The organism is Paenibacillus salivarius, assembly GCF_051307165.1.
GTDB lineage: Bacteria > Bacillota > Bacilli > Paenibacillales > Paenibacillaceae > Fontibacillus.
On sequence record NZ_CP195592.1, the window covers coordinates 2,986,213 to 3,005,968 of the forward strand.

The following is a 19,756-nucleotide window of genomic DNA, read 5'->3' on the forward strand; positions in this document are numbered from 1 at the left end:
GCGCCATGGCCATATGGGACATGAATATTACAAATCCAGAAGACGCAGTTCAAGCTAATGCAAAGCCCCCTCTTTCGAGGGGGCTTTGATTATACAGATCGAGATTCTTGCCTTTCTTTCGCTGTAACAACAAGTTCCAGGCTTCCGCTGCTTTGGCGGGCTTTATTCTAAGTGCGAAATTTTGGTTAATATCGGCGTTCTCGGTTTGGCTGCGGGTACTTCCTCCGGGTAGCCGACGGCGAGCATGCCGATCACATCATACTCCTGCGGCACTCCAAGAATGTCGCGATTCTGGGGCGTCGCCCCCATGGAAGACCAGTAGACCCCGGCTCCCGCTTCATGCGCGGCCAGCAGGAAATTTTGAACGAAGCAAGAAACGGCCATCACGTTTTCATCGCGTTCAAACGGTGTTGACCCGGGTTTGGACAATACCGCGAGAACGACCGGTGCTTTACCGAAGTCGGTTTTATGATTCAGTTTCCTTCTTGTTTCGGGCCCGACGATACGGATTTCCCATGGCTCGTTCATACGATGATTTGGGGCGAAGCTGGCGGCTTCCAGCCAGGATATCAAATCTTTTTCCTCGATCGTTTCGGCTTTAAAGGACTTAATATTTCTTCGGGTTTTCATCAGTTCCGTGACGGTCATTTTACATCGCCTCCATCTCCATTTTTATCATCGATTAAACCTGCCTCATGCAGTTCAAATGTATGAATAAACTCCTGAATGATGGATTCGGTCGCTTTTAGTTCTCCGCTGATCACTTGTTTGATAGATTCATATTCCGGCTTGTCTAGTTGCATCATCAAGGTCGAACGTTTGACGTTCAATCTATCCAGAAAGGAGATGGCTCTTCCCCGGCGGAACGTTTGGGCGCTGTGGGGACGTTTTTTGGCGTTTTCGTCCTGGTGAAGCCCACGGTTTTCCCAATGCTCTTTATGCATGTGATGGCCGCGGTGTTCGTGTCTTCCTTCGCGCAATTTGATTTCCTCCTTAAAAATGTACACATTTGTGCCCCGAAGTCTTTTGTATACAAATGTATACGAATTAACGAGGTTCTGTCAAGAATAACATAAAAGTCCGAACAAAAATAAAAAGCCACGATAAACGTGACTTTTATAAAAATATCAAGATATTAATAATTTTAGGCCTTAAAGCTTCATATCCACCAAAATCTTGCATTGTTTACGGTCTTTTGTCAGGAGTTCAAAGCCTTTGTCAACGATCTCATCGAGTGGAATCAGGCTTGTAATGACCTTGTTCCCGTCAATGATGCCTCTCGAGAGCAGGCGAATGACTTCGGGGAACAAGTTGACGTATGCGTAGGATCCGGTAATTTTCGCTTCGGTCTTCACAAAGCTGTTCGGGCTGAAGGTCACCGGTTGTTCCCATAGGCTAACCACCTTGAATTCGCCGCCTTTTCGAACGGCGCTTACTCCGCTCAAGAACGTGGCTTGTACGCCGGCTGCGTCAAAGGCTACGTCCACGCCGCCGTCAGTCAATTCTTTGATTTTTGCGACAGCGTCGGTTTCAACCGGATTAATCGCAAGCGTTGCACCGAGCTCGATTGCCTTTTCCCGGCGTTCGTCGGACACCTCGACCACGATGATTTCGCTCGCTCCCGCAGCCTTCACCGCTTGGAGCAGCAACAGTCCGATCGGCCCCGCTCCGAAGATGGCCGCGGAATCGCCGAGGCGTAGCGAGCTTTGTCGTACGGCGTGAACCGCTACTGCCGTCGGTTCAACGAGAGCACCGAGCTTGACGTCCATGCCTTCCGGCAATTTGAACGCATTTTCCTGTCTTACGACAGCATATTCCGCAAAGCCCCCTGACAAGGTGTACCCGTAACCTCCGCTGTTCGTGCACAGGTTTGCCATGCCTCTGCGGCAGTTGGAGCAATGCCCGCAAGGGATCAAGGGTTCAACGGCTACATGGTCCCCCGGCTTCAGGCTGGTCACGCCTTCCCCGGCTTCAATGACCGTACCCGAAAACTCATGTCCAAGCACCGGCTGGGTGCGGATCGGGAAAGTCCCGGCCAAATATTCGTGCATATCGCTTCCGCATATCCCCGCGTAATCCACTTTGACGAGCACTTTTCCGGCTTCCAAGGCAGGAATTTCAGCCTCTTCGACGCGAATGTTTTTGGCTCCGTATATTTTTGCTGCTTTCATGATGTTATCCCCTTTGCTGTAGCGATGAATTCAATCCGTTTAAGACCAGGTTTATGATATAATCGGCCGCCTCCCGGGGGTTATCTTCCGGTGAAGGCAAGTCGCTAAAGACGGGTTCGAGAAACGGGTTCTGTCTGGAAAAGATGACCGCCCCCATCACGAAATGAACGGCGTGCACGATCGATTCGAAACGGAACCTTCCTTGATGTTTGCCCGCTTCCAATATAGCCCGCAAATGCACCCAAGACGGATAGTACGCATTGGAAAGCATCCGAAGCCTCGGGCTCTGCATCATCATTTCCTGCTGAAGAATATGAATGAGCTCTTCATTTTCGTACCGGTAGGCGACAAATCCCTGGATATATTTCTTTAGAGCGTCGACCGGCTCGTCCAAGTTGTAAGAAAGCTTGGAAAAATAGTCGTTCAGCGGTTCGAACAAGGCATAGAGCAGCTTGTCCTTTCCCCCGAAATGGTAGGAAACTAAGGCAAGCGCCACCCCGGCTTCATCGCAGATTTGCCTGACGCTCGTTCCTTCAAATCCTTTACGGGCAAAAAGCTTCTTTGCCGCATCAAGGATTTTCGCTTTGACATCCTTCTCCCGATCCTGAACCTGTTCTTCTCGTTCCATCGATATCCTTTCCTGGTCTTGATGTATTTTTATATGTCAGTGTGCCGATTTCATTGATTTGTATGCCGAACGCTTGTTTTGAACGATCGTTTTGAACACTTGTTCAAGCAGCTGCATATTTAGTTTACTCCCGTCGAATAATTGTGTCAAATTTGAAACAATCGTAATAAAAAAAAGACCCGCATCCCCTTTGAACTGCGAATCCGAAATCGAAACTCAAAATAGTACGATCTAAACTTCGTAGGTAATGACTTTGCTGACGAATGCTTTCATTTTTGCGCTTGTGGAATTAAGCTGTTCGATACTGTCCATAAATCCGGAAACGAGTTGGGCCTGGTCGTTGGATGCCGCGGTAATCTCCTTAATTTCCCTTTCCATTTGCTCGATGGATTGCTGGATGGAATTCAAGGATTCTTCAATACGTTGGGTCGCTTGTTTGGTATCTTCCGAAAGTTTTCGCACTTCTTTTGCGACCACGCCGAATCCGGCACCCGCCTCTCCTACCCGCGCCGCTTCAATCGCCGCATTAAGTCCAAGCAAATTCGTTTGGGAAGAAATCTCGCGGATAAAGTTCGTCACTTCGGTTACGCCGGCCGAATTTTGAACGGCGGTTTGCGTATTTTGCAAAATTTCTTGCGAAGAAGCGGATAACTCCTCGGAATGAGCCGCGATTTGCTGAATGCCGCTAAGAAGATTCTCCGCGATCGATTCCGTTTCCGACATGAGATTTTCCAACATGCTTTGGTTTTCCATGCTGTAATTGACGGATAATACCGCCAATACTTCCCCGTTCTCATCCTTAATGGGAATATTCAGCACTTCAAGAGGCGTTCCGAACATTTCGGCTGGCACTTTAAAAATCGAAGCCTCCGTTCCGTTCTTTAGCTGTTTAAAATCCCGATGTTCCTCGAAGAGCGGCGTTCCTTCGGATAGGCCTAGTTTGAAGGTATTGCTTTCCATCCAGTAGACAATTTTTTCTCTGTCATAAATATTTACCCCCGCATCCTCACGGATGACGGCTCTGATATAAGGCATACATTCAATTAAAGAATCTAAAATGCTCATGTTGGGGCTCCTTTGTGTATGTAAAAAATGATGATCAATTATATATCGGCTAAGAATATAAAAAATTGTATATTACAAGTAGTTTTTTGTGACATGCAGCATTGACAGCAGGACGTTAAGGTATGATTTCCACTCATTTTGGGCATATAAAAAGAGCGTGTTCTGAATGCTTCAAAACACGCTCTTCGTATAGGTATTGCTTATTTTGCGAAGTAACCGCCGTCGATCGGCAACTCTACTCCCGTGATATAAGAAGATTCGTCCGAAGCCAGGAACAGAACGCCGTTGGCAATATCCTCCGCCTTACCCAAACGAGGCAGCGGGGTTTGAGATTGGAACCATTGGCGCATGTTCTCGTCCTTGAACATATCGACGGTCATCGGCGTTTCAATAAAGCCAGGATGCACCGAGTTCGCGCGAATATTATGCTTTGCGTAATCGACCGCAGTAGCCTTCGTCAGCATGCGTACAGCACCTTTACTTGCAGTGTATGGGCCGGTGCCGCTTCCGCCGGTCAGCCCCGCGATGGAAGAAATATTGACGATGGATCCTCCTCCCGCTTCGATCATATGCGGGATTACATATTTTTGACCGAGAAAAATGCTCGTTACGTTAATGGACATCGTTTTCTCCCAGTCGGCTACCGTAAGTTCCAGAAAAGGCGTCGCGTTGGAAACGCCCGCGTTGTTGACAAGAATGTCGATTTTCCCGTACTTGGCAACCGTCTCGTTCACGACCCGGATCCAGTCTTCTTCGGAAGCCACGTTGTGCTTGAAGCTGATCGCTTCGCCGCCTGCTGCGACGATCTCACTCGCAACCTCCTTCACCTTTTCCTCCTGCATATCGGTGACGGCCACTTTCGCGCCTTCTTTGGCAAACAGCAGTGCGTCGGCTTTCCCCATACCTCCGGCGGCACCTGTAATAATCGCAACTTTGTTCGCTAATCTCATGTTGAGCACACCTCGCGTTTAAATTAAATTTAAGAAAATGATAGTTTAACTATCACATTTTTAACTATAGACCTCTTCTCTTCAAATTGCAATCGGTTTCTACCGGCTTTTATTTTGTCCCAAACGCGCTATAATTTATAAACACCGAATTTCAATCGAAAGAAGTGAAAACCGAATGGCACAGCCCCGTCTTCGTGAAATGAAAAAAAATGCCCGTTACAAGAGCATTGTGCATACAGCGGAAAAACTGTTTCTCGATCAAGGCTTGGACCATGTCCAAATGCAAGAAGTCGCCGATGCGGAAGGCATTGGAATCGCAACGCTGTTTCGGTATTTTCCCAAAAAGGAAAAGCTGATCGTTGCCGTGGCCATCGCGAATCTCGAAAAAAACATAGAAACGTATAAAGAACTTGCGTATTCCGATCATTCGGCATATGAACGACTCGAGCTGGTGTTGGATTATTTGACCAAAGACGAGCATGTAAATAGCGGCGCCAAGTTCCGCGAAGCCTTTGAAAGTTATGCCTCTTTTGCCAAGAGTCCGCTTGAAGATATCCAAGACTACATCGATACGCAAAAGGAAATCGCCAAAATTTTTATGCGTATCGTCGATGACGGTTTGACGGACGGCTCGATCCGGACCGACATTCCGGTTAAAGAAGCGCTCATCACGATTATCAACGTATACGGTACCTTCGGAAACAACATCGCTCTTAAATCGCCGATTTCTTATTTGGAGGAGGATATTGCCCCGCACCATCAGCAGCGGATGTTAAAAAAAATGCTGCTGGCTTATATCCGGCCTTGTCCTTGATCTCCATGACTCAAAGTGTAATGTTTAGTAACACTATTCTTTTTAAACAGGATCAAATTCATGATTATGAATTTTTTGTGTCATTAATATTGACATTACATTCATTTACATTTATATTTTCATTATCAGTTTTCCTAATATCAAGAAAAGCTCCGCCACAAAGATGTGGCCGAGTATGGCAATGAGGCCGATGAAGCGTTATCCGTAAAATGATGCGGGTAACGCCAGTCGGCCTTTTTTTGTCCGAAACAGGGATTCAGCAATTTACGTCAGTAAAACTCACATCTGAAAGGAGACATTCTTATGGAACAAAAAAGTTTTTTGAAGTCAGGCCATTTCCCGAGTTTACTTTCTTCATTCTTGTATTTTGATGTCAGCTTTATGATTTGGGTACTGTGCGGGGCTCTCTCCCTCTTTATTACGAAGGATTTCGGATTGTCGGATACGCAGAAAGCCGCCATGGTCGCCATTCCGATTTTGGGCGGCTCCATCTTTAGGGTTCCTATGGGTATTCTAGCCGACCGGATCGGCAGTAAAAAGGCCGGATTGATCGGAATGGCCTTGACCCTAATTCCTTTGATTTGGGGATGGCTTGGCGGAACCAGTCTGCTTGAGATGCAGATGATTGGCTTTCTGCTCGGCATTGCCGGCGCAAGCTTTGCCGTATCGCTATCCTTGGCCAGCCGGTGGTACCCTCCGCAATATCAGGGCCTCGCGATGGGGATTGCTGGGGCGGGGAACAGCGGTACGGCGCTCGCTACCTTTTTCGGGCCGCAAATCGCCGAAGCGTACGGGTGGCATAATGTCTTTGGCTTGGCCCTGCTTCCGCTCGCCATCGTCATGATTCTCTATGCGTTCCTCGCCAAAGATGCCCCGGATGCGCCTGCTCCCAAACCGCTCAAAAGTTATCTCGGCGTATTCAAATATCCGGACACCTGGTGGTTCTCCGTCTTTTATGCCATCACATTCGGCGGCTTCGTCGGCTTCGCCAACTATGCGAGTATTTTCTTTTACGATGTGTACGGCGATAACGTTCATCCCGGAGGGCTCACCAAAGTCGAGGTCGGTTATCTGGTTACGATTACGGTTATTGCTGGAAGCTTCTTCCGGCCGCTTGGCGGATGGCTTGCCGACAAAATCGGCGGAATGCGCTTGCTGCTTGTGCTTTACTCCTTGGTCTCCGTATCCGCTTTTGCGATAGCAACGATGCCGTCTTCATTCGGTGTCATGCTGATTTATACCAGTACTATGATGGCCTGCCTGGGCATGGGGAACGGATCCGTGTTTCAAATCATTCCCCAGCGTTTCTCCAGCGAAATCGGCGTAATCACCGGGATTGTTGGTGCGGCGGGCGGACTGGGCGGTTATCTGCTTCCGACCTACATCCTCGGCCCCCTCAAGCAATCGACGGGCTCTCTAATGGCCGGATTTCTTGTCGTAGGCTCGATCGTGCTGATGACGACGCTCCTTTTTTACGCGGTCACCCGCTCCTGGAAAAAAACGTGGGCCAATGCCGAATCCGGCGTCAATTTCTAATCCGGAGATGGAGATATTTTGAATAATGGGCGGTGAACTGTTGTGGAATCCAAAAAAGTGAAAAGCGTCTGCCCCTACTGCGGGGTTGGCTGCGGCATCGTCATGGAAGTCGCCGAAAACCGGGTGATCAAAGTAACCGGGGACCGGGAGCATCCGGCAAATATGGGCAGGTTATGCACGAAAGGCGGCACATCCGCCCTCGCGTTGACGGAATCGGGACGGTTGGAGCACGCATATCTCCGTTACGGTAAAAATACGGCTGCCGTCCGGACGGAAATGGATCAGGCCCTTCGCGATACGGCAAGACGCCTTCGCTCCATCCTGGATGAGCACGGCCCGGAGTCGTTGTCCTTCTATTTATCCGGGCAGATGTCCTTGGAAGCCCAATACTTGGCCAATAAGCTTGCCAAAGGCTTTATTCGGACTCCCCATGTGGAATCCAATTCCCGGCTCTGCATGGCCGGGGCCGGCAACGGCTACAAGCTGTCGCTCGGCGCGGACGGGCCGCCGGGGTCTTATGAAGATATCGACAAGGCGGATCTGTTTTTCGTCATCGGTGCGAATATGGCGGATTGCCACCCGATCCTGTTTCTACGGCTCATGGATCGCGTAAAGGCAGGCGCGAAGCTGATCGTCGTCGATCCAAGGCGAACGGCCACCGCCGAAAAGGCCGACCTATTCATGCAAATCCGGCCCGGCACGGATCTTGCGCTTCTAAACGGGCTTCTTCATCTGCTCATCGAAAACGGCCGGACCGATCCCGGCTTTATTGCCAGATACACGTCTGGATTCGAACAAATGCCTGAATTTTTGGAGGACTATCCTCCGGGCAAAGTCGCGGCACTCACCGGCATACCGGAGGCGGATATCCGAAAAACCGCCGAGTGGATCGGTGAATCGCCGAAGTGGATGACGCTCTGGACGATGGGGCTGAATCAAAGCACTCATGGCACCTGGCATACGAACGCGATTTGCAATCTTCACCTTGCCACGGGAACGATTTGCCGCCCCGGAAGCGGTCCCTTCTCGCTCACCGGCCAGCTCAATGCCATGGGCGGCCGGGAAATGGGTTACATGGGGCCCGGCTTACCTGGCCAGCGAACGCTGCTCGACGAAGCGGACCGCAAGTTTACGGAGGAGCTTTGGCGCCTCCCTCAAGGAACATTGCGCTCCGATGCTAGCGGAGGCGCCGTGTCCATGTTTGAAAACATCAAATCCGGCGCGATCAAAGCCTGTTGGATCATTTGCACAAACCCGGTGGCGACCGTTCCGAATCGCAAAACCGTGACCGCGGCGTTGGAAACCGCCGATCTCGTCATCGCGCAGGACGCTTTCTTTGAAACCGAGACGAACAAGTTTGCGGACATTCTTTTGCCTGCGGCATTATGGGCCGAGGGAGAAGGCGTCATGGTCAACTCCGAACGCAATCTGACCTTGATGCAGAAAGCCGTCGATCCTCCCGGGGAAGCTCTTCCCGACTGGCAGATTATCGCCCGGGTCGCCTGCGAAATGGGTTATGCCTCCGATTTTTCTTATGGCTCATCCGCCGAGGTATATCGTGAAATCCAACAGGCATGGAATCCAAAAACCGATTATGATCTCCGTGGCGCGACCTACGAAAGACTGCGCGAATCGCCCGTTCAATGGCCGTGCGGCCCGGATGAAGCAGCGACGCGCAGAAATCCGATTCGTTACTTAAAAAAACGTGCAGCCGATGGTGACCCGGAGGTAGGTTTCCCGACAGCCGACGGAAAGGCCGTGTTTTGGGCGCGGCCCTTTCTGCCTCCGGCCGAAATGCCAGATAGCGAGTATCCTTTTGTATTAAACACCGGTCGTCTGCAGCACCAATGGCACACGCTCACCAAAACGGGAAAAATCCCGAAACTTGTTAAACTGAATCCCGGACCTTTTCTCGAAATTCATCCCGAAGACGCAAGTGCTCTTGGCATTCGTGACAAGGATTCCGTGGAATTGGCATCGAGACGGGGTAAGGCCGTTCTTCCTGCCGTCGTCACCGATCGGGTCCGGCCGGGAAACTGCTTCGCCCCCTTCCACTGGAACGATCTGTTCGGTCCGCTGTTGGCCGTTAACGATGTCACGAACGATGCCGTTGACCCGCTGTCCCTTCAGCCGGAGTTAAAATTTTGTTCCGTCTCGTTGACGAAGGTTTATGATCATACGTCCGAAGTGCAGCAGGCCAGCGTTTCCTCCTCGGTTCCACTAAGCTCCCCTCCCGGGGCTGCTGCGCCTAAGACGACGGAATCACTCTCCCCTAATGGAGATCATTCCGTCACCATTCTATGGGCCTCGCAGACGGGAAATGCGGAAGGCGCAGCCCTCTACTGTGCGCAAAAATTGAAAGAAGCCGGGCATCGCATCAAACTTGCGGATATGGGGCAATATCCCGCTGCCGCGCTTTCCGGGGAACGCCGGGTGTTGTTCGTAGTCAGTACGTTCGGCGCGGGCGATCCTCCGGATAATGGCGAAAGCTTTTTCCGCGAACTGAATCGGAAGGAGATCCCTTTCTTGCCGGAACTTGAGTATGCCGTGCTTGCCTTCGGCGATTCCAGCTACGAGATGTTCTGCGGGTTCGGTCAGAACCTGGATGTCAGGCTGGCGGAACTCGGCGCGAAGCGGCTATTGGACTGTACCCGCTGCGATACGGAGTACAGGGAGCAAGTCGAAGCCTGGACGGCAACGATCACGGAGCGGCTCATTCTAGTGAAGGGAAATCCGCGGCCATCGGTATCCACTGAACAATCTGTGAGGACAATGACAAGTACCGGGTCCGCCGCCACATTTAGCGAGGAGACCGAATCTTCCATGGCCAAGCCTCACGGATATGATCGCAATCGTCCTGTCATGGCGAAACTTCGGCTCCATCGGCTTCTGAATCTGAACGGCTCCGAAAAGGAAACCCGTCACTACGTCTTCGATCTCGCAGGGACAGGGCTCGCATACGAAGCAGGGGACGCTTTGGGCGTCTGGCCTAAAAATTGCCCCGACCTGGTCGAGGAGTTACTGGACTCGTTGAAGCTCGCCCCTTCTGCTGTCGTCATCGTCAAAGGCCATGGGGAAATGCAGCTTGCCGATGCGTTGCATAAGCATTTCGAAATTACCAGGATTACTCGTGAAAACCTCCGTTTTATCCAGGAGCGTTCCGGCAGCGAAACGTTAAAAAAGCTGCTGCAAGATGATCGGCAGGATCAACTGAAGGAATGGCGCTGGGGCCGGCAGCTCGTCGATGTTCTTCAAGAGTTTCCGGTGAGCATGACTCCTCAGGAACTCATCGGTCTGCTAAAGCCGATGCAACCCCGTCTCTACTCGATCGCTTCCGGCCCGAAGTCCAATCCGGACGAGGTTCATATCACGGTTTCGACGGTGCGTTACGACTTCCGGGGACGATTGCGCAAAGGTGTTTGCTCCACCTTTCTCGCGGATCTCGCAAAGCCGGAGTCGGAAATTCCGGTGTTCATTCAAAAAAATCATCACTTCCGCCTCCCTCCCGCCCCTGACGCAGCGATGATCATGGTCGGTTCAGGCACCGGAATCGCTCCTTTCCGAGGCTTTATGCAGGAACGCCGGGCAGGTTGCGCCGCAGGGAAAAACTGGCTGATTTTCGGAGAACAGCGGGAAAAATGCGATTTTTATTTTAAGGATGAACTCGAAAAGTTTCGTCAGGAAGGATTTCTGCACCGCCTGGATACGGCATTCTCCCGGGATCAAACAGAGAAAGTGTATGTGCAGCAACGAATTCTCGAAAATGGGGCTGAAATATGGGCCTGGCTTCAAGAAGGCGCCTACTTCTACGTTTGCGGCAACGCCGCCCAAATGGCGAAGGAGGTGGATTCCGCGCTCCAAACCGTTATTGCGGAGCATGGCCGGATGGATGCCGAAGCCGCGAAGTCGTACCTGAAAGAAATGTCGCGCGGCAAGCGGTATGCGAAGGATGTATATTGAAAATTTATCCTTAAAGAACTCAAGGACCGTTCCAAAGAACGGTCCTTTCCCGTATCGTTTTCAATTAAATTTTTGTGTATAATAATTGGAATATTTCTAATGAGGAGTCGATCAACCTATGGATTTTTTGCACACGATCGCAGAGGAAAAAATCCGGGAAGCGATCCGGCGCGGGGAATTGGATAATCTGCCCGGATCCGGCAAACCGCTCCCTCCGGACGATCTGGAAAACGTCCCCAAGGATCTGCGTCTGGGATTCAAACTGCTCAAGAATGCCGGGTTGATCCCCGAGGAGATGCAGCTCCGCAAAGATATCGTCACGCTTGGCGACTTACTCGCCGTCTGCAGGGACCATGCCGAGCGTGAAAAGCTTCAACGCGAGTTGTCGGCCAAACGACTCCGGTATCAAGCTTTGATTTCGGCACAAGGTTGGCAGGAATCGCAGGCGTTCAGCGAATACGAGCCTAAAATCCAAAAAAAGCTGACGGAAAACGATTAATTTAAAGCGGAAGGTCCTTCGCCTGGAACACGCGAATGCCAATCGCATATAGAACGATTCCCACTGCGGCAAGAACCGCAAACTCGATGGCATAACCATCTCCGTTTAAGATCGCATTTGTATCGAACAATGCGTTCAATGTCGCATATTTCAACCTTTCAAGACTGGTGTCGGCCTGGGATACAAGTTTAAAGAGAAAGAACGCGATGGGAATGCCAGCGCCCAAAGCCAATGAGTTTTTCGATAAATTGAAGACGCAGGAAAACAGGAATGAAATGCTGCTGGTCGCGAACATCAACAGAAACAAACCGACATTCAGCATCAGGAAATCCTTCGCACTGTAGTCGATATCTCCCTGAAATATTCGAATGGAGCCAAAACCGACAATCGTTACGATCAAAAACATGGCGACCAGCGATAGTACAAGGTAACCTGCTTGCGTTCCGACAACGGCGCTCCGTTTGGTTGGCGTGGACAGCAAATAAGCCATCGAACCCCTGTCGACTTGCGCGGCGATCAGGCTGTTGGCGGTCATGATGATATAAATCAGCGGTAAAAGAACCCCGTGAATCGAAAAGAAGGTTTGTGCCAGCATCCCAAGAAACGAAGTATTCCCCAACATTTCCGCCAACGGCGTGCCTTTTACCATATCCGATACTCCGGAAATCGTTTTTGGATCGAACACGGCAACCATGACAGCACTTAGCACGCTCATGACAATGGTAAATATAAGCCATAATTTTATGTTCGATTTCAGCGTCTGCTTAAAAACGGCCTTGTTCAGCATCGGTCCGTTCCTCCTCAATACAAGCTTTTGAAGTATTTTTCGAGCGAATTCTTAATTTCGGTGATGAACTTGATCCGATACCCGGTCAACGTCTTGGTAAGGATATTGATGTCGCGGTCATGCAATTGGACTACTGCTTGATTTTGGCTTTCGCGCAATTCCGAAAAGTCAAACGGCTCCGTAACAAACTTCCGATAATCCGCATGGGACAGGAACTCGATTTTATACACCTTACGCTCAGGATGCTTGACTTCCGAAGTCGATTTTACGGCGATCATTTTCCCCTCTTTCATTAAGGCGACTTTATCGCAGGTATGCTCAACCTCCTCAAACATATGGCTGGACATGAAGATCGTTTTCCCTCTCCTCTTTTCTTCGATTAAAAGCTCCACAAATTCGGCTCTCATCAGAGGATCGAGTCCGGTCGTCGGTTCGTCCAAAACAAGAATGTCGGGATCGCCCATAAAAGCGGCGACGATAGCCGTTTTTTGTTTCATACCTTTAGACATGCGCTTCAAATTCGCCGTCGGGTCTAGCTGCAGCTTTCGAATGATCGTTTCCGCATATGAAAAGTCCGCAAGCCCCATCAATTCCGCCTGCCTTTTCAGAAAAGCCTCACCGGTCGGGGCGTCCGGGAAGGCAATTTCGCCCGGGACGTATCCTACCGTTTTTTTAATCTCGGCGGCATCTTTCCAGCAGTCCAAGCCATGGATCGCAGCTCTCCCGCTTTGGGCCTTCAGGAACCCCATCAAATGGCGAATCACCGTCGTTTTCCCCGCGCCGTTCGTACCGACAAGACCAAACGCCTCTCCCTTTTCGATAGTAAGGTTAATGTCAAAAACGCCGCGCCCTTCCCCGTAGTCTTTCGTCAAGTTTCGGATTTCAATGAGCGGCATCGGAATGTCTCCCCCCTTCCGCATTTGGGTTCCGGTCATAAAACTTCATAAAGTAATCTTCCAACGTAAATTTGATTTCGGAAAGACATTTTAATTCGTACTCGGAAATCACCGACATGAAATCGTTGATGTCCCGATCGTTGACTGTCACTTTGACCCGGTTTTCGGCTACTTGAACGGAGACGACTTCCAGCCTCTTTGGCGCCTCCACCTCGATTCTGAACCGCTCAAAATCCGCTTTCGCCAAAAACTCGATTTCGAACGTTTTCCTTTCGCTATGACGCAGCTCATCGGCGATAAACGTGGAAACGAGCCGTCCGTCTTTGATGATGGAGATTTTGTCGCAGGTGGCATCGATTTCCGAAAAAATATGGCTCGACAGCAGCACTGTCTTTCCTCTTTTCTTTTCTTCATTGATGAAGTCGATAAATACGCCTTGCATCATTGGATCCAGGCCGCTGGTCGGTTCGTCGAGGACGAGAACGGCGGGATCGTGCATAAAAGCCGTAACGATGGCAAGTTTGCGCTTCATCCCTAACGACATTCGTTTCAAGCTCCCCGAAACATCAAGCTCGAACCTTTGAATCAAATCGCGTATATGTCCTAAATCCTTTAACCCACGAAGCTGAGCCATCATCTCGATAAATTGCGTTCCGGTTTGCGATTCCGGCAGTGCGATTTCTCCCGGCAAATATCCGAGGTTATGCTGGATCTCGCTTGCGTATTCCCAGCTGTTAAGTCCGTTAACCAGAGCGCGCCCCTTTTGCGGCCGGGAAAACCCCATAATATGACGGATCGTCGTCGTTTTCCCGGCACCGTTCGGCCCCAAGAAACCGTAAACCTCCCCTTTTTCAACCTGGAACGAAACATCAAACACCCCGCGGTTGTGTCCGTAATCCTTCGTAAGATGGTCTATCACGAGTACCGGCATCTTCAGGCCCCTTTCCCGATTCCGTCCATGGCGAACTTTACGGCTTGCTCGATATCCTCTTCACTGACGGTGAAATTATCGAGAACAACAAAACGCGATACAAAAAAACCGGATATAAAAGTGAGCATCATGCTTAGCATGGAGTCAGTCGACCGGTCCGCCAAATCGCCACGGCTTTTGAATGCCTCCAATACGGCTTTGAATCTGGGCACGATCTGCCCCGCAAAATAAGGAAGCAGCTCTTTTCTTAAATCTTCTTTATACATCATCTCCTTGATGAGGATCCGGAAAATTTCCCTGTTCGCCAAGAGAAAATCCGCCCGATCTTTTAAAAAACCTCTAAAGAATTGCTCGAACGTCAACGTATTATCGTTAAAGGTCTTTCTGAATACTTCATCCGCCATCTCCGGCAAAAAATCTTTAATGAACGGGATGAGAACCGCCAGCAATAAATTTTCTTTCGTCCCGTAATGCTTAAAAATGATCCCCTCCGACACTCCCGCGGCTTTGGCGATTTCAGCGGTCGAGGTATTGGAGTAACCCTTTTCGGCGAACAAATTCACGGTAGTTTCCACAATTTTTTGCTGCTTTTCCGTTTTGGTCTTCGTATTCTTTATTTCCAGCAGAGCTTCGAATAAATTATTTTTCATATGTCTTTCCTTTCAACGAAACACAAAAAGTGAGTAATTACTCACCAAGAGTATATTCCCTTGCTACCCAAGAGTCAATCACAATAATGAGTGATCACTTACCTGGCTTGCGTAAATAAAAAAACCGCGTGATTACGCGGTTTTTCGGAATGTTATCAAGATAACTGCATGTTGGAGATACAAGTGTTGTCGCCGGAAAATGTCGAAATTTCCGCCTCGCTGACCTTGCCTTCGTGTTCGATTTTGACATTCCATTTTTGATCACGCGGCAGCCAGAGGTCGATGAAGCCGTTGTCCAGGGATTGATAATCCCCCTCAACCACAACATTGCCGTCCTGGTCGCTTACCGTAACATTAAACGTTTCGTTCGCCATCTCGCCTTGGCATCCGGTTAAGCTATGAATCTCGCATGGATGCGTTTGGTTCTCGTAAGGAGCGATCGATACAAAAAATTCGTCGTCCGGCAAATCGTAGGTTGTTTTACGGTCGTCCTCGGCAGTGACGATGAGTTGCTCCGAAGTAATCGACGCGGATTTGGCCTGAAGCTTATCCGTACTGTAATCGTTCACAAGCTGCTTGATATCCGTCGTCGTCGCTACCGGCTTATCCGCCTTCTTTTTATCGCCGCAACCGGCAAGAAGCATCGTTCCAAGCAAAGCAGCGATCAAAACGATCGACATGAACCTTTTTCGTCTCATATGGGCACCTGTCCTTTTCTATCATACTCTCCTAAAATATTTCCAATCTATTCTATTATACACAAAACGAGGTTCCGAAATACGAACTCGAGAACGGTCATGAAATATTCATAATTCTGAAGGCAGGAACCTCAAATTACCACGGTGCCAAATGTTGTGGGTTGCCCTTCCTGCGCTATTGCCCATAAAATCGAACAGGAAAGGGGGAATTCCGCAAATGAAAATATTCCGGGGCTTCATGCTGGTCCTGATCATTTCGTTCGGAATCGGTATCTATGGCGGATCTTCGCAAGCCGCTGCGGCGCCTACATTGAAATTGGGCAGCGAGAACCGGGATGTATGGGATCTGCAATATCGCCTAAAAGCGCTCGGTATATTCAACCAACAGCTAACCGGCTACTATGGAGAATATACGAAAAATGCCGTTAAAGTTTTCCAGCAGAGATATGGGATTCAGGTCGACGGAACCGTCGGTCCCCAAACCTGGACAGCGCTTAAAAAGTACTCTCTGAATAAGAGTGAGATGGATATTTTGGCGAAAGTGATTTTCAGCGAAGCAAGAGGAGAATCGTATACCGGCCAAGTCGCCGTCGGTGCGGTCGTCATGAATCGGATCCAATCCGATCAGTTTCCCGATACGATTAGCGGCGTTGTCTTTCAACCCGGCGCATTCACGGCCGTGGACGACGGACAATTTTGGCTGACGCCGGACAGAACCGCTTATTTGGCCGCACAAGACGCCGTCCGTGGATGGGATCCGTCTTACGGTGCCTTGTATTATTTTAATCCGGGCACCGCGACCAGCGCCTGGATCTGGTCCCGTCCTCAGAAGCTTAAAATAGGAAGTCATATTTTTACGGATTAAAAAGTAAAGACAGGATCGGAAGAGTACTCCCGTTTCCTGTCTTTTTACCTATTTGTCAGCGCCGAACCGTCCGCCGTTACCCATTTTTTCGGCTTCTTCCGGAGGAAGCGCCGTGACGTCCGGCTGTTCCGGCATGAAGCCGGTTCGGGTATGAGGACGCGTGTCTTCATAGATGGTATCCGGATCCCCGTCCGTCAGATCACGCTTGTGGTCATAAGGCATATGGAATATCCCTCCTTATGGAGATAGATTTTCCTGTTCAAATCAAATTCATTCATTTCCCGCTATGGAGCGATGAAACGAAATTGGGAAAGCCTTACGCTTTTGTCCAGCTCCAGGAAGATCCGTTGGGTTCCCGTAACGTTCTCAAGATTGCATGCTGCAGTATGCCATGCGGGTTCGGAACCTGCTTCAGATCGCCGTAGGACGACTTCACCGATCACCTTCCCTTTTGGGCTGTCTATCCGGATGCTTAAGCGGGAATCCGTTTCGGAAAGAACTCGCGCTTCGAAGCGGACCGCGCCTTGCTGAAAGTCAACGTCATCATAAGCGGCCCATGCGGTAGCGCCTTCGCGGGAACGAATGCATGTCCCGTTAATTTGTCCCGTTCCGGTACCCGCCCCCTCTTCTCTCCACTCGTCCAAATATAGCCCCTCGTAATCGTCATAGTTTTCGGCTGCCGTCCACGCATACAAATTACGCGGCGGAACGGTTTCCCCTTGGACCATCAAAGATGCGTTAAGACGAATATCTTCCGAGGATGCTCCGGCCATAATCATGTACTCGCCGGACTCTACGCAATACCGTTCACGGGTGACGTCCCAGAAAGCAAGTTCGGAAACGGGAACCGTGAACTCCACCTTTTGTCTCTGAGCCGGTTGCAAGTGAACCCGCCGGAATCCGATGAGCTGCTTTTGCGGCCGGATGACCCGCGAAACCCCAGAGCGTACGTAAAGTTGAACAACCTCGTCCCCCGGAAGTTCTCCGGTATTTTCCACGTTAAATTCTACGGTGAAATGCTCTCCGTTAAGAGGCTGCGGGTCTTTGACGCGAAGTCCGGTATATTCGAAAGTACTGTACGACAATCCGTAACCGAACGGATAAAGCGGATCGCCGTCGAAGTAGCGGTAAGTTCTTTTTCCTTTAATGATGTCATAGTCCATGATATCCGGCAGCTGTTCTTCGGAACGATACCATGTCATGCTTAGCCGTCCGGCGGGATTGTACCTGCCGAATAATACGTCGGCTACGGCCGTTCCGAGTTCCTGGCACCCATGGGCCGTGTAAATGATGGCGGGGACCAGCTCCTCCAGTCCGTTCAACGCAAAAGGATAGCTTCCGACGATCACGAGCACCGTATTTGGATTCGCCTCGTGAACGGCACGGATCAGGCGTTCTTGATGCTCCGGCAGCGTTAATCCCGGCCGGTCAATTTCTTCCTTGCCGTTGATGAGCGGGTGGTTCCCCGCAAATACGATCGCAACATCCGCTTCACGGGCGGCCTTCACCGCTTCCTCAATCCCGTCGCTCACGGTTTCAAGACGGAAAGAAGTTGCTTCTTCGGGATCGGTCCCGTTTTCTTGGCTTAGTAAGCTTTGCGAATCGTTGATGATCAGTTCGGGTTCCTTCGAATCCGCTTCTGCCAAAGCTACATGGCGGCCGTTCCATGTTCGGATGCCGATCGATCCATCCTCCCTGCTGACGATTCCGATCTGCTCCTTGACGAACCAGCCCCAAATCTCCTTCGCCGTTGCCTGAAGGCGCTTTCTCTCGTCGGCTGCCGTAACATAATTTCCATTGGCTAGCGAGCGTAGCGTTTGTACGCCCCATCCCCAATCCGTCCGGCGAAAATACTCGTTTGCCGAGGCATAGGGACGGTTCACCACCAATCCGCCATCGTCCCACCCTTTCGTTCCGACATACATTCCGGTTCGGTCTGAACGTATGGCAATCCGGTCGTCCCCGTCACGAAAATCGACCCTTGCCCCCGCCAAAGCCGCGACGATTCCCTGAAGCGGGGTTACGACATACGGAGGATGTCCGGTGTACCAATCCCGGTATACAACGTCCGCAAGCGGCCCGATGACTGCGGCACGGCTGATGGAGCTTGCTTCAAGCGGGAGCGTACCGCGCTCATTTTTCAGCAAAACAACGGCTTCCCTGGCAGCTTTCAGCGCTGTCGCCCGGTGCGACGGATGATGGATGTTCGTTGCCGGAATTTGCGCGTAAGGATTTCGTTCCTGCGGATCGAACTGCCCCAACCGGAAACGGATGCGGAATACGTTACGGATGGCATGGTCCAGGTCCTCCTCGGCCAACAGACCTTGTCCAAGCGCCTCACGAATCGAGTCTTTTACCAACGCGGAATCATCCGTGACGCAATCGATGCCCCCCTTGATCGCAAAAGCCACCGCTTCCGCATAGGTACGGCAATACTTGTGATCATCGACGGTCATATGCATATCGGCTCCGTCGCAAACGACAAAGCCGTCCAGCTTCCATTCTTCCTTCAGCACACCCTTCACGTCCGGGTGTCCGATCGCAGGAACTCCATTGATCGAGTTGTAGGCGGTCATAAGGGAATGAACCCGCCCCTCTACCACGGCCCGCTCATAAGCCTTCAGATAATATTCCCTTTTGTTCCGGGGATCGATGGATGAAGAGCTTTTTAGCCGGTCCCTCTCATTATTGTTTGCGTAGAAGTGCTTCAACGCCGGTACCATTTTGATATAAAATGGGTGGTCACCATGCATTCCTCGAACCAATGACGTTGCCAAAATCCCGGTTAAGTAAGGATCCTCGCCATAAGCTTCCTCTGTTCGCCCCCATCTCGGGTCCCGTTCCAAATCCACCGTCGGCGCCCAAACCGTCAATCCGCCCGAGCCTCCCCGCTGCTCATAATAGCTTCGGGCTTCATCTCCGATCAGTTCTCCGATTTCTTGCAGCAATTCCGGATTCCAGGTGGAAGACAATCCGATCGTCTGCGGGAAAACGGTTGCAGGACCTTCCCTGGCAACAAAGCCATGTGCCGCTTCTCCCCCGACGCCATATTCCGGGATTCCAAGTCTCGGCACCGCCTCCTGACGCGACGGCATCAGCCCGATTTTCTCGTCCAGCGTAAGGCGGGAAAGCATGTCGTCCAGTCTGTCCTCCAGAGCGAGGTCCGCATTCCACATCGGTAAATCATGCAAGTGATCTTTCGTTTGGTCCATCAAGTCTCTTCCTCCAATTTGATTGGAATGAGTTGAAGTCATATTTCCTCTTCTAGTATAACGATTTTGCAAATAAAAATGGTTACCTTACTTT

18 protein-coding genes are annotated in these 19,756 nt (G+C 50.6%); 5 read left to right on the forward strand and 13 right to left on the reverse strand.

The window, feature by feature from the left end:
• Nucleotides 1-162: 162 nt before the first annotated feature.
• The 6 genes from ACSFXJ_RS13550 to ACSFXJ_RS13575 all read right to left on the reverse strand — a co-directional run bounded on the left by ACSFXJ_RS13550 (nucleotide 163) and on the right by ACSFXJ_RS13575 (nucleotide 4,814).
• Nucleotides 163-648 carry a nitroreductase family protein gene (locus ACSFXJ_RS13550; RefSeq protein ID WP_435920882.1) on the reverse strand — a complete coding sequence of 162 codons (486 nt, stop codon included), beginning with the start codon at nucleotides 646-648 and terminating at the stop codon, nucleotides 163-165.
• Nucleotides 645-980: a hypothetical protein gene (locus tag ACSFXJ_RS13555; RefSeq protein ID WP_435920883.1), complete on the reverse strand. Its 336-nt coding sequence runs from the start codon at nucleotides 978-980 to the stop codon at nucleotides 645-647. The genes ACSFXJ_RS13550 and ACSFXJ_RS13555 overlap by 4 nt, the downstream gene beginning before the upstream one ends.
• Before the next feature lie 171 nt (nucleotides 981-1,151).
• Complete coding sequence (locus ACSFXJ_RS13560; protein WP_435920884.1) at nucleotides 1,152-2,171, reverse strand: 2,3-butanediol dehydrogenase; 1,020 nt, start codon at nucleotides 2,169-2,171, stop codon at nucleotides 1,152-1,154.
• Nucleotides 2,172-2,175: 4 nt separating this feature from the next.
• Nucleotides 2,176-2,799: a TetR family transcriptional regulator gene (locus ACSFXJ_RS13565; protein WP_435920885.1), complete on the reverse strand. Its 624-nt coding sequence runs from the start codon at nucleotides 2,797-2,799 to the stop codon at nucleotides 2,176-2,178.
• Between the two features lie 231 nt (nucleotides 2,800-3,030).
• Nucleotides 3,031-3,864: a methyl-accepting chemotaxis protein gene (locus tag ACSFXJ_RS13570; protein ID WP_435920886.1), complete on the reverse strand. Its 834-nt coding sequence runs from the start codon at nucleotides 3,862-3,864 to the stop codon at nucleotides 3,031-3,033.
• 200 nt (nucleotides 3,865-4,064) lie between these two features.
• Nucleotides 4,065-4,814, reverse strand: a complete 750-nt coding sequence (locus tag ACSFXJ_RS13575; RefSeq protein WP_435920887.1) for an SDR family NAD(P)-dependent oxidoreductase — start codon at nucleotides 4,812-4,814, stop codon at nucleotides 4,065-4,067.
• A 175-nt stretch (nucleotides 4,815-4,989) separates the two neighbouring features.
• On the opposite strand from ACSFXJ_RS13575, the gene ACSFXJ_RS13580 reads away from it, so the two are divergent.
• The 4 genes from ACSFXJ_RS13580 to ACSFXJ_RS13595 all read left to right on the forward strand — a co-directional run bounded on the left by ACSFXJ_RS13580 (nucleotide 4,990) and on the right by ACSFXJ_RS13595 (nucleotide 11,623).
• Nucleotides 4,990-5,628: a TetR/AcrR family transcriptional regulator gene (locus ACSFXJ_RS13580; RefSeq protein ID WP_435920888.1), complete on the forward strand. Its 639-nt coding sequence runs from the start codon at nucleotides 4,990-4,992 to the stop codon at nucleotides 5,626-5,628.
• 303 nt (nucleotides 5,629-5,931) lie between these two features.
• The gene (locus ACSFXJ_RS13585; RefSeq protein ID WP_435920889.1) at nucleotides 5,932-7,164 is read left to right on the forward strand and encodes a nitrate/nitrite transporter; all 1,233 of its coding nucleotides are present in this window, start codon (nucleotides 5,932-5,934) and stop codon (nucleotides 7,162-7,164) included.
• Nucleotides 7,165-7,206: 42 nt separating this feature from the next.
• Nucleotides 7,207-11,124: a molybdopterin-dependent oxidoreductase gene (locus tag ACSFXJ_RS13590; RefSeq protein WP_435920890.1), complete on the forward strand. Its 3,918-nt coding sequence runs from the start codon at nucleotides 7,207-7,209 to the stop codon at nucleotides 11,122-11,124.
• A 118-nt stretch (nucleotides 11,125-11,242) separates the two neighbouring features.
• Nucleotides 11,243-11,623, forward strand: a complete 381-nt coding sequence (locus tag ACSFXJ_RS13595; RefSeq protein ID WP_435920891.1) for a DnaJ family domain-containing protein — start codon at nucleotides 11,243-11,245, stop codon at nucleotides 11,621-11,623.
• A 1-nt stretch (nucleotide 11,624) separates the two neighbouring features.
• Here the strand turns inward: ACSFXJ_RS13595 and ACSFXJ_RS13600 are convergent, their stop codons facing one another.
• The 5 genes from ACSFXJ_RS13600 to ACSFXJ_RS13620 all read right to left on the reverse strand — a co-directional run bounded on the left by ACSFXJ_RS13600 (nucleotide 11,625) and on the right by ACSFXJ_RS13620 (nucleotide 15,585).
• Nucleotides 11,625-12,410, reverse strand: a complete 786-nt coding sequence (locus tag ACSFXJ_RS13600) for an ABC transporter permease (RefSeq protein WP_435920892.1) — start codon at nucleotides 12,408-12,410, stop codon at nucleotides 11,625-11,627.
• Nucleotides 12,411-12,424: 14 nt separating this feature from the next.
• Nucleotides 12,425-13,306: an ABC transporter ATP-binding protein gene (locus ACSFXJ_RS13605; RefSeq protein ID WP_435920893.1), complete on the reverse strand. Its 882-nt coding sequence runs from the start codon at nucleotides 13,304-13,306 to the stop codon at nucleotides 12,425-12,427.
• Nucleotides 13,293-14,237 (reverse strand): ABC transporter ATP-binding protein, encoded by a 945-nt coding sequence (locus ACSFXJ_RS13610; RefSeq protein ID WP_435920894.1) that lies wholly within the window; start codon nucleotides 14,235-14,237, stop codon nucleotides 13,293-13,295. Before ACSFXJ_RS13610 ends, ACSFXJ_RS13605 begins: the two co-directional genes overlap by 14 nt.
• 2 nt (nucleotides 14,238-14,239) lie before the next feature.
• The gene (locus ACSFXJ_RS13615; RefSeq protein ID WP_435920895.1) at nucleotides 14,240-14,887 is read right to left on the reverse strand and encodes a TetR/AcrR family transcriptional regulator; all 648 of its coding nucleotides are present in this window, start codon (nucleotides 14,885-14,887) and stop codon (nucleotides 14,240-14,242) included.
• A 155-nt stretch (nucleotides 14,888-15,042) separates the two neighbouring features.
• On the reverse strand, nucleotides 15,043-15,585 hold the full coding sequence (locus ACSFXJ_RS13620) for a CueP family metal-binding protein (protein WP_435920896.1): 543 nt from the start codon (nucleotides 15,583-15,585) through the stop codon (nucleotides 15,043-15,045).
• 238 nt (nucleotides 15,586-15,823) lie between these two features.
• On the opposite strand from ACSFXJ_RS13620, the gene sleB reads away from it, so the two are divergent.
• A complete protein-coding gene (gene sleB / locus ACSFXJ_RS13625) occupies nucleotides 15,824-16,450 on the forward strand; it encodes a spore cortex-lytic enzyme (RefSeq protein ID WP_435925762.1) in 627 nt (208 codons plus the stop codon).
• 48 nt (nucleotides 16,451-16,498) lie between these two features.
• Here the strand turns inward: sleB and ACSFXJ_RS13630 are convergent, their stop codons facing one another.
• Both ACSFXJ_RS13630 and ACSFXJ_RS13635 read right to left on the reverse strand, forming a co-directional pair.
• Complete coding sequence (locus ACSFXJ_RS13630; RefSeq protein WP_435920897.1) at nucleotides 16,499-16,672, reverse strand: hypothetical protein; 174 nt, start codon at nucleotides 16,670-16,672, stop codon at nucleotides 16,499-16,501.
• Nucleotides 16,673-16,734: 62 nt separating this feature from the next.
• A complete protein-coding gene (locus tag ACSFXJ_RS13635) occupies nucleotides 16,735-19,662 on the reverse strand; it encodes a glycoside hydrolase family 3 C-terminal domain-containing protein (RefSeq protein ID WP_435920898.1) in 2,928 nt (975 codons plus the stop codon).
• Between the last annotated feature and the right edge of the window lie 94 nt (nucleotides 19,663-19,756).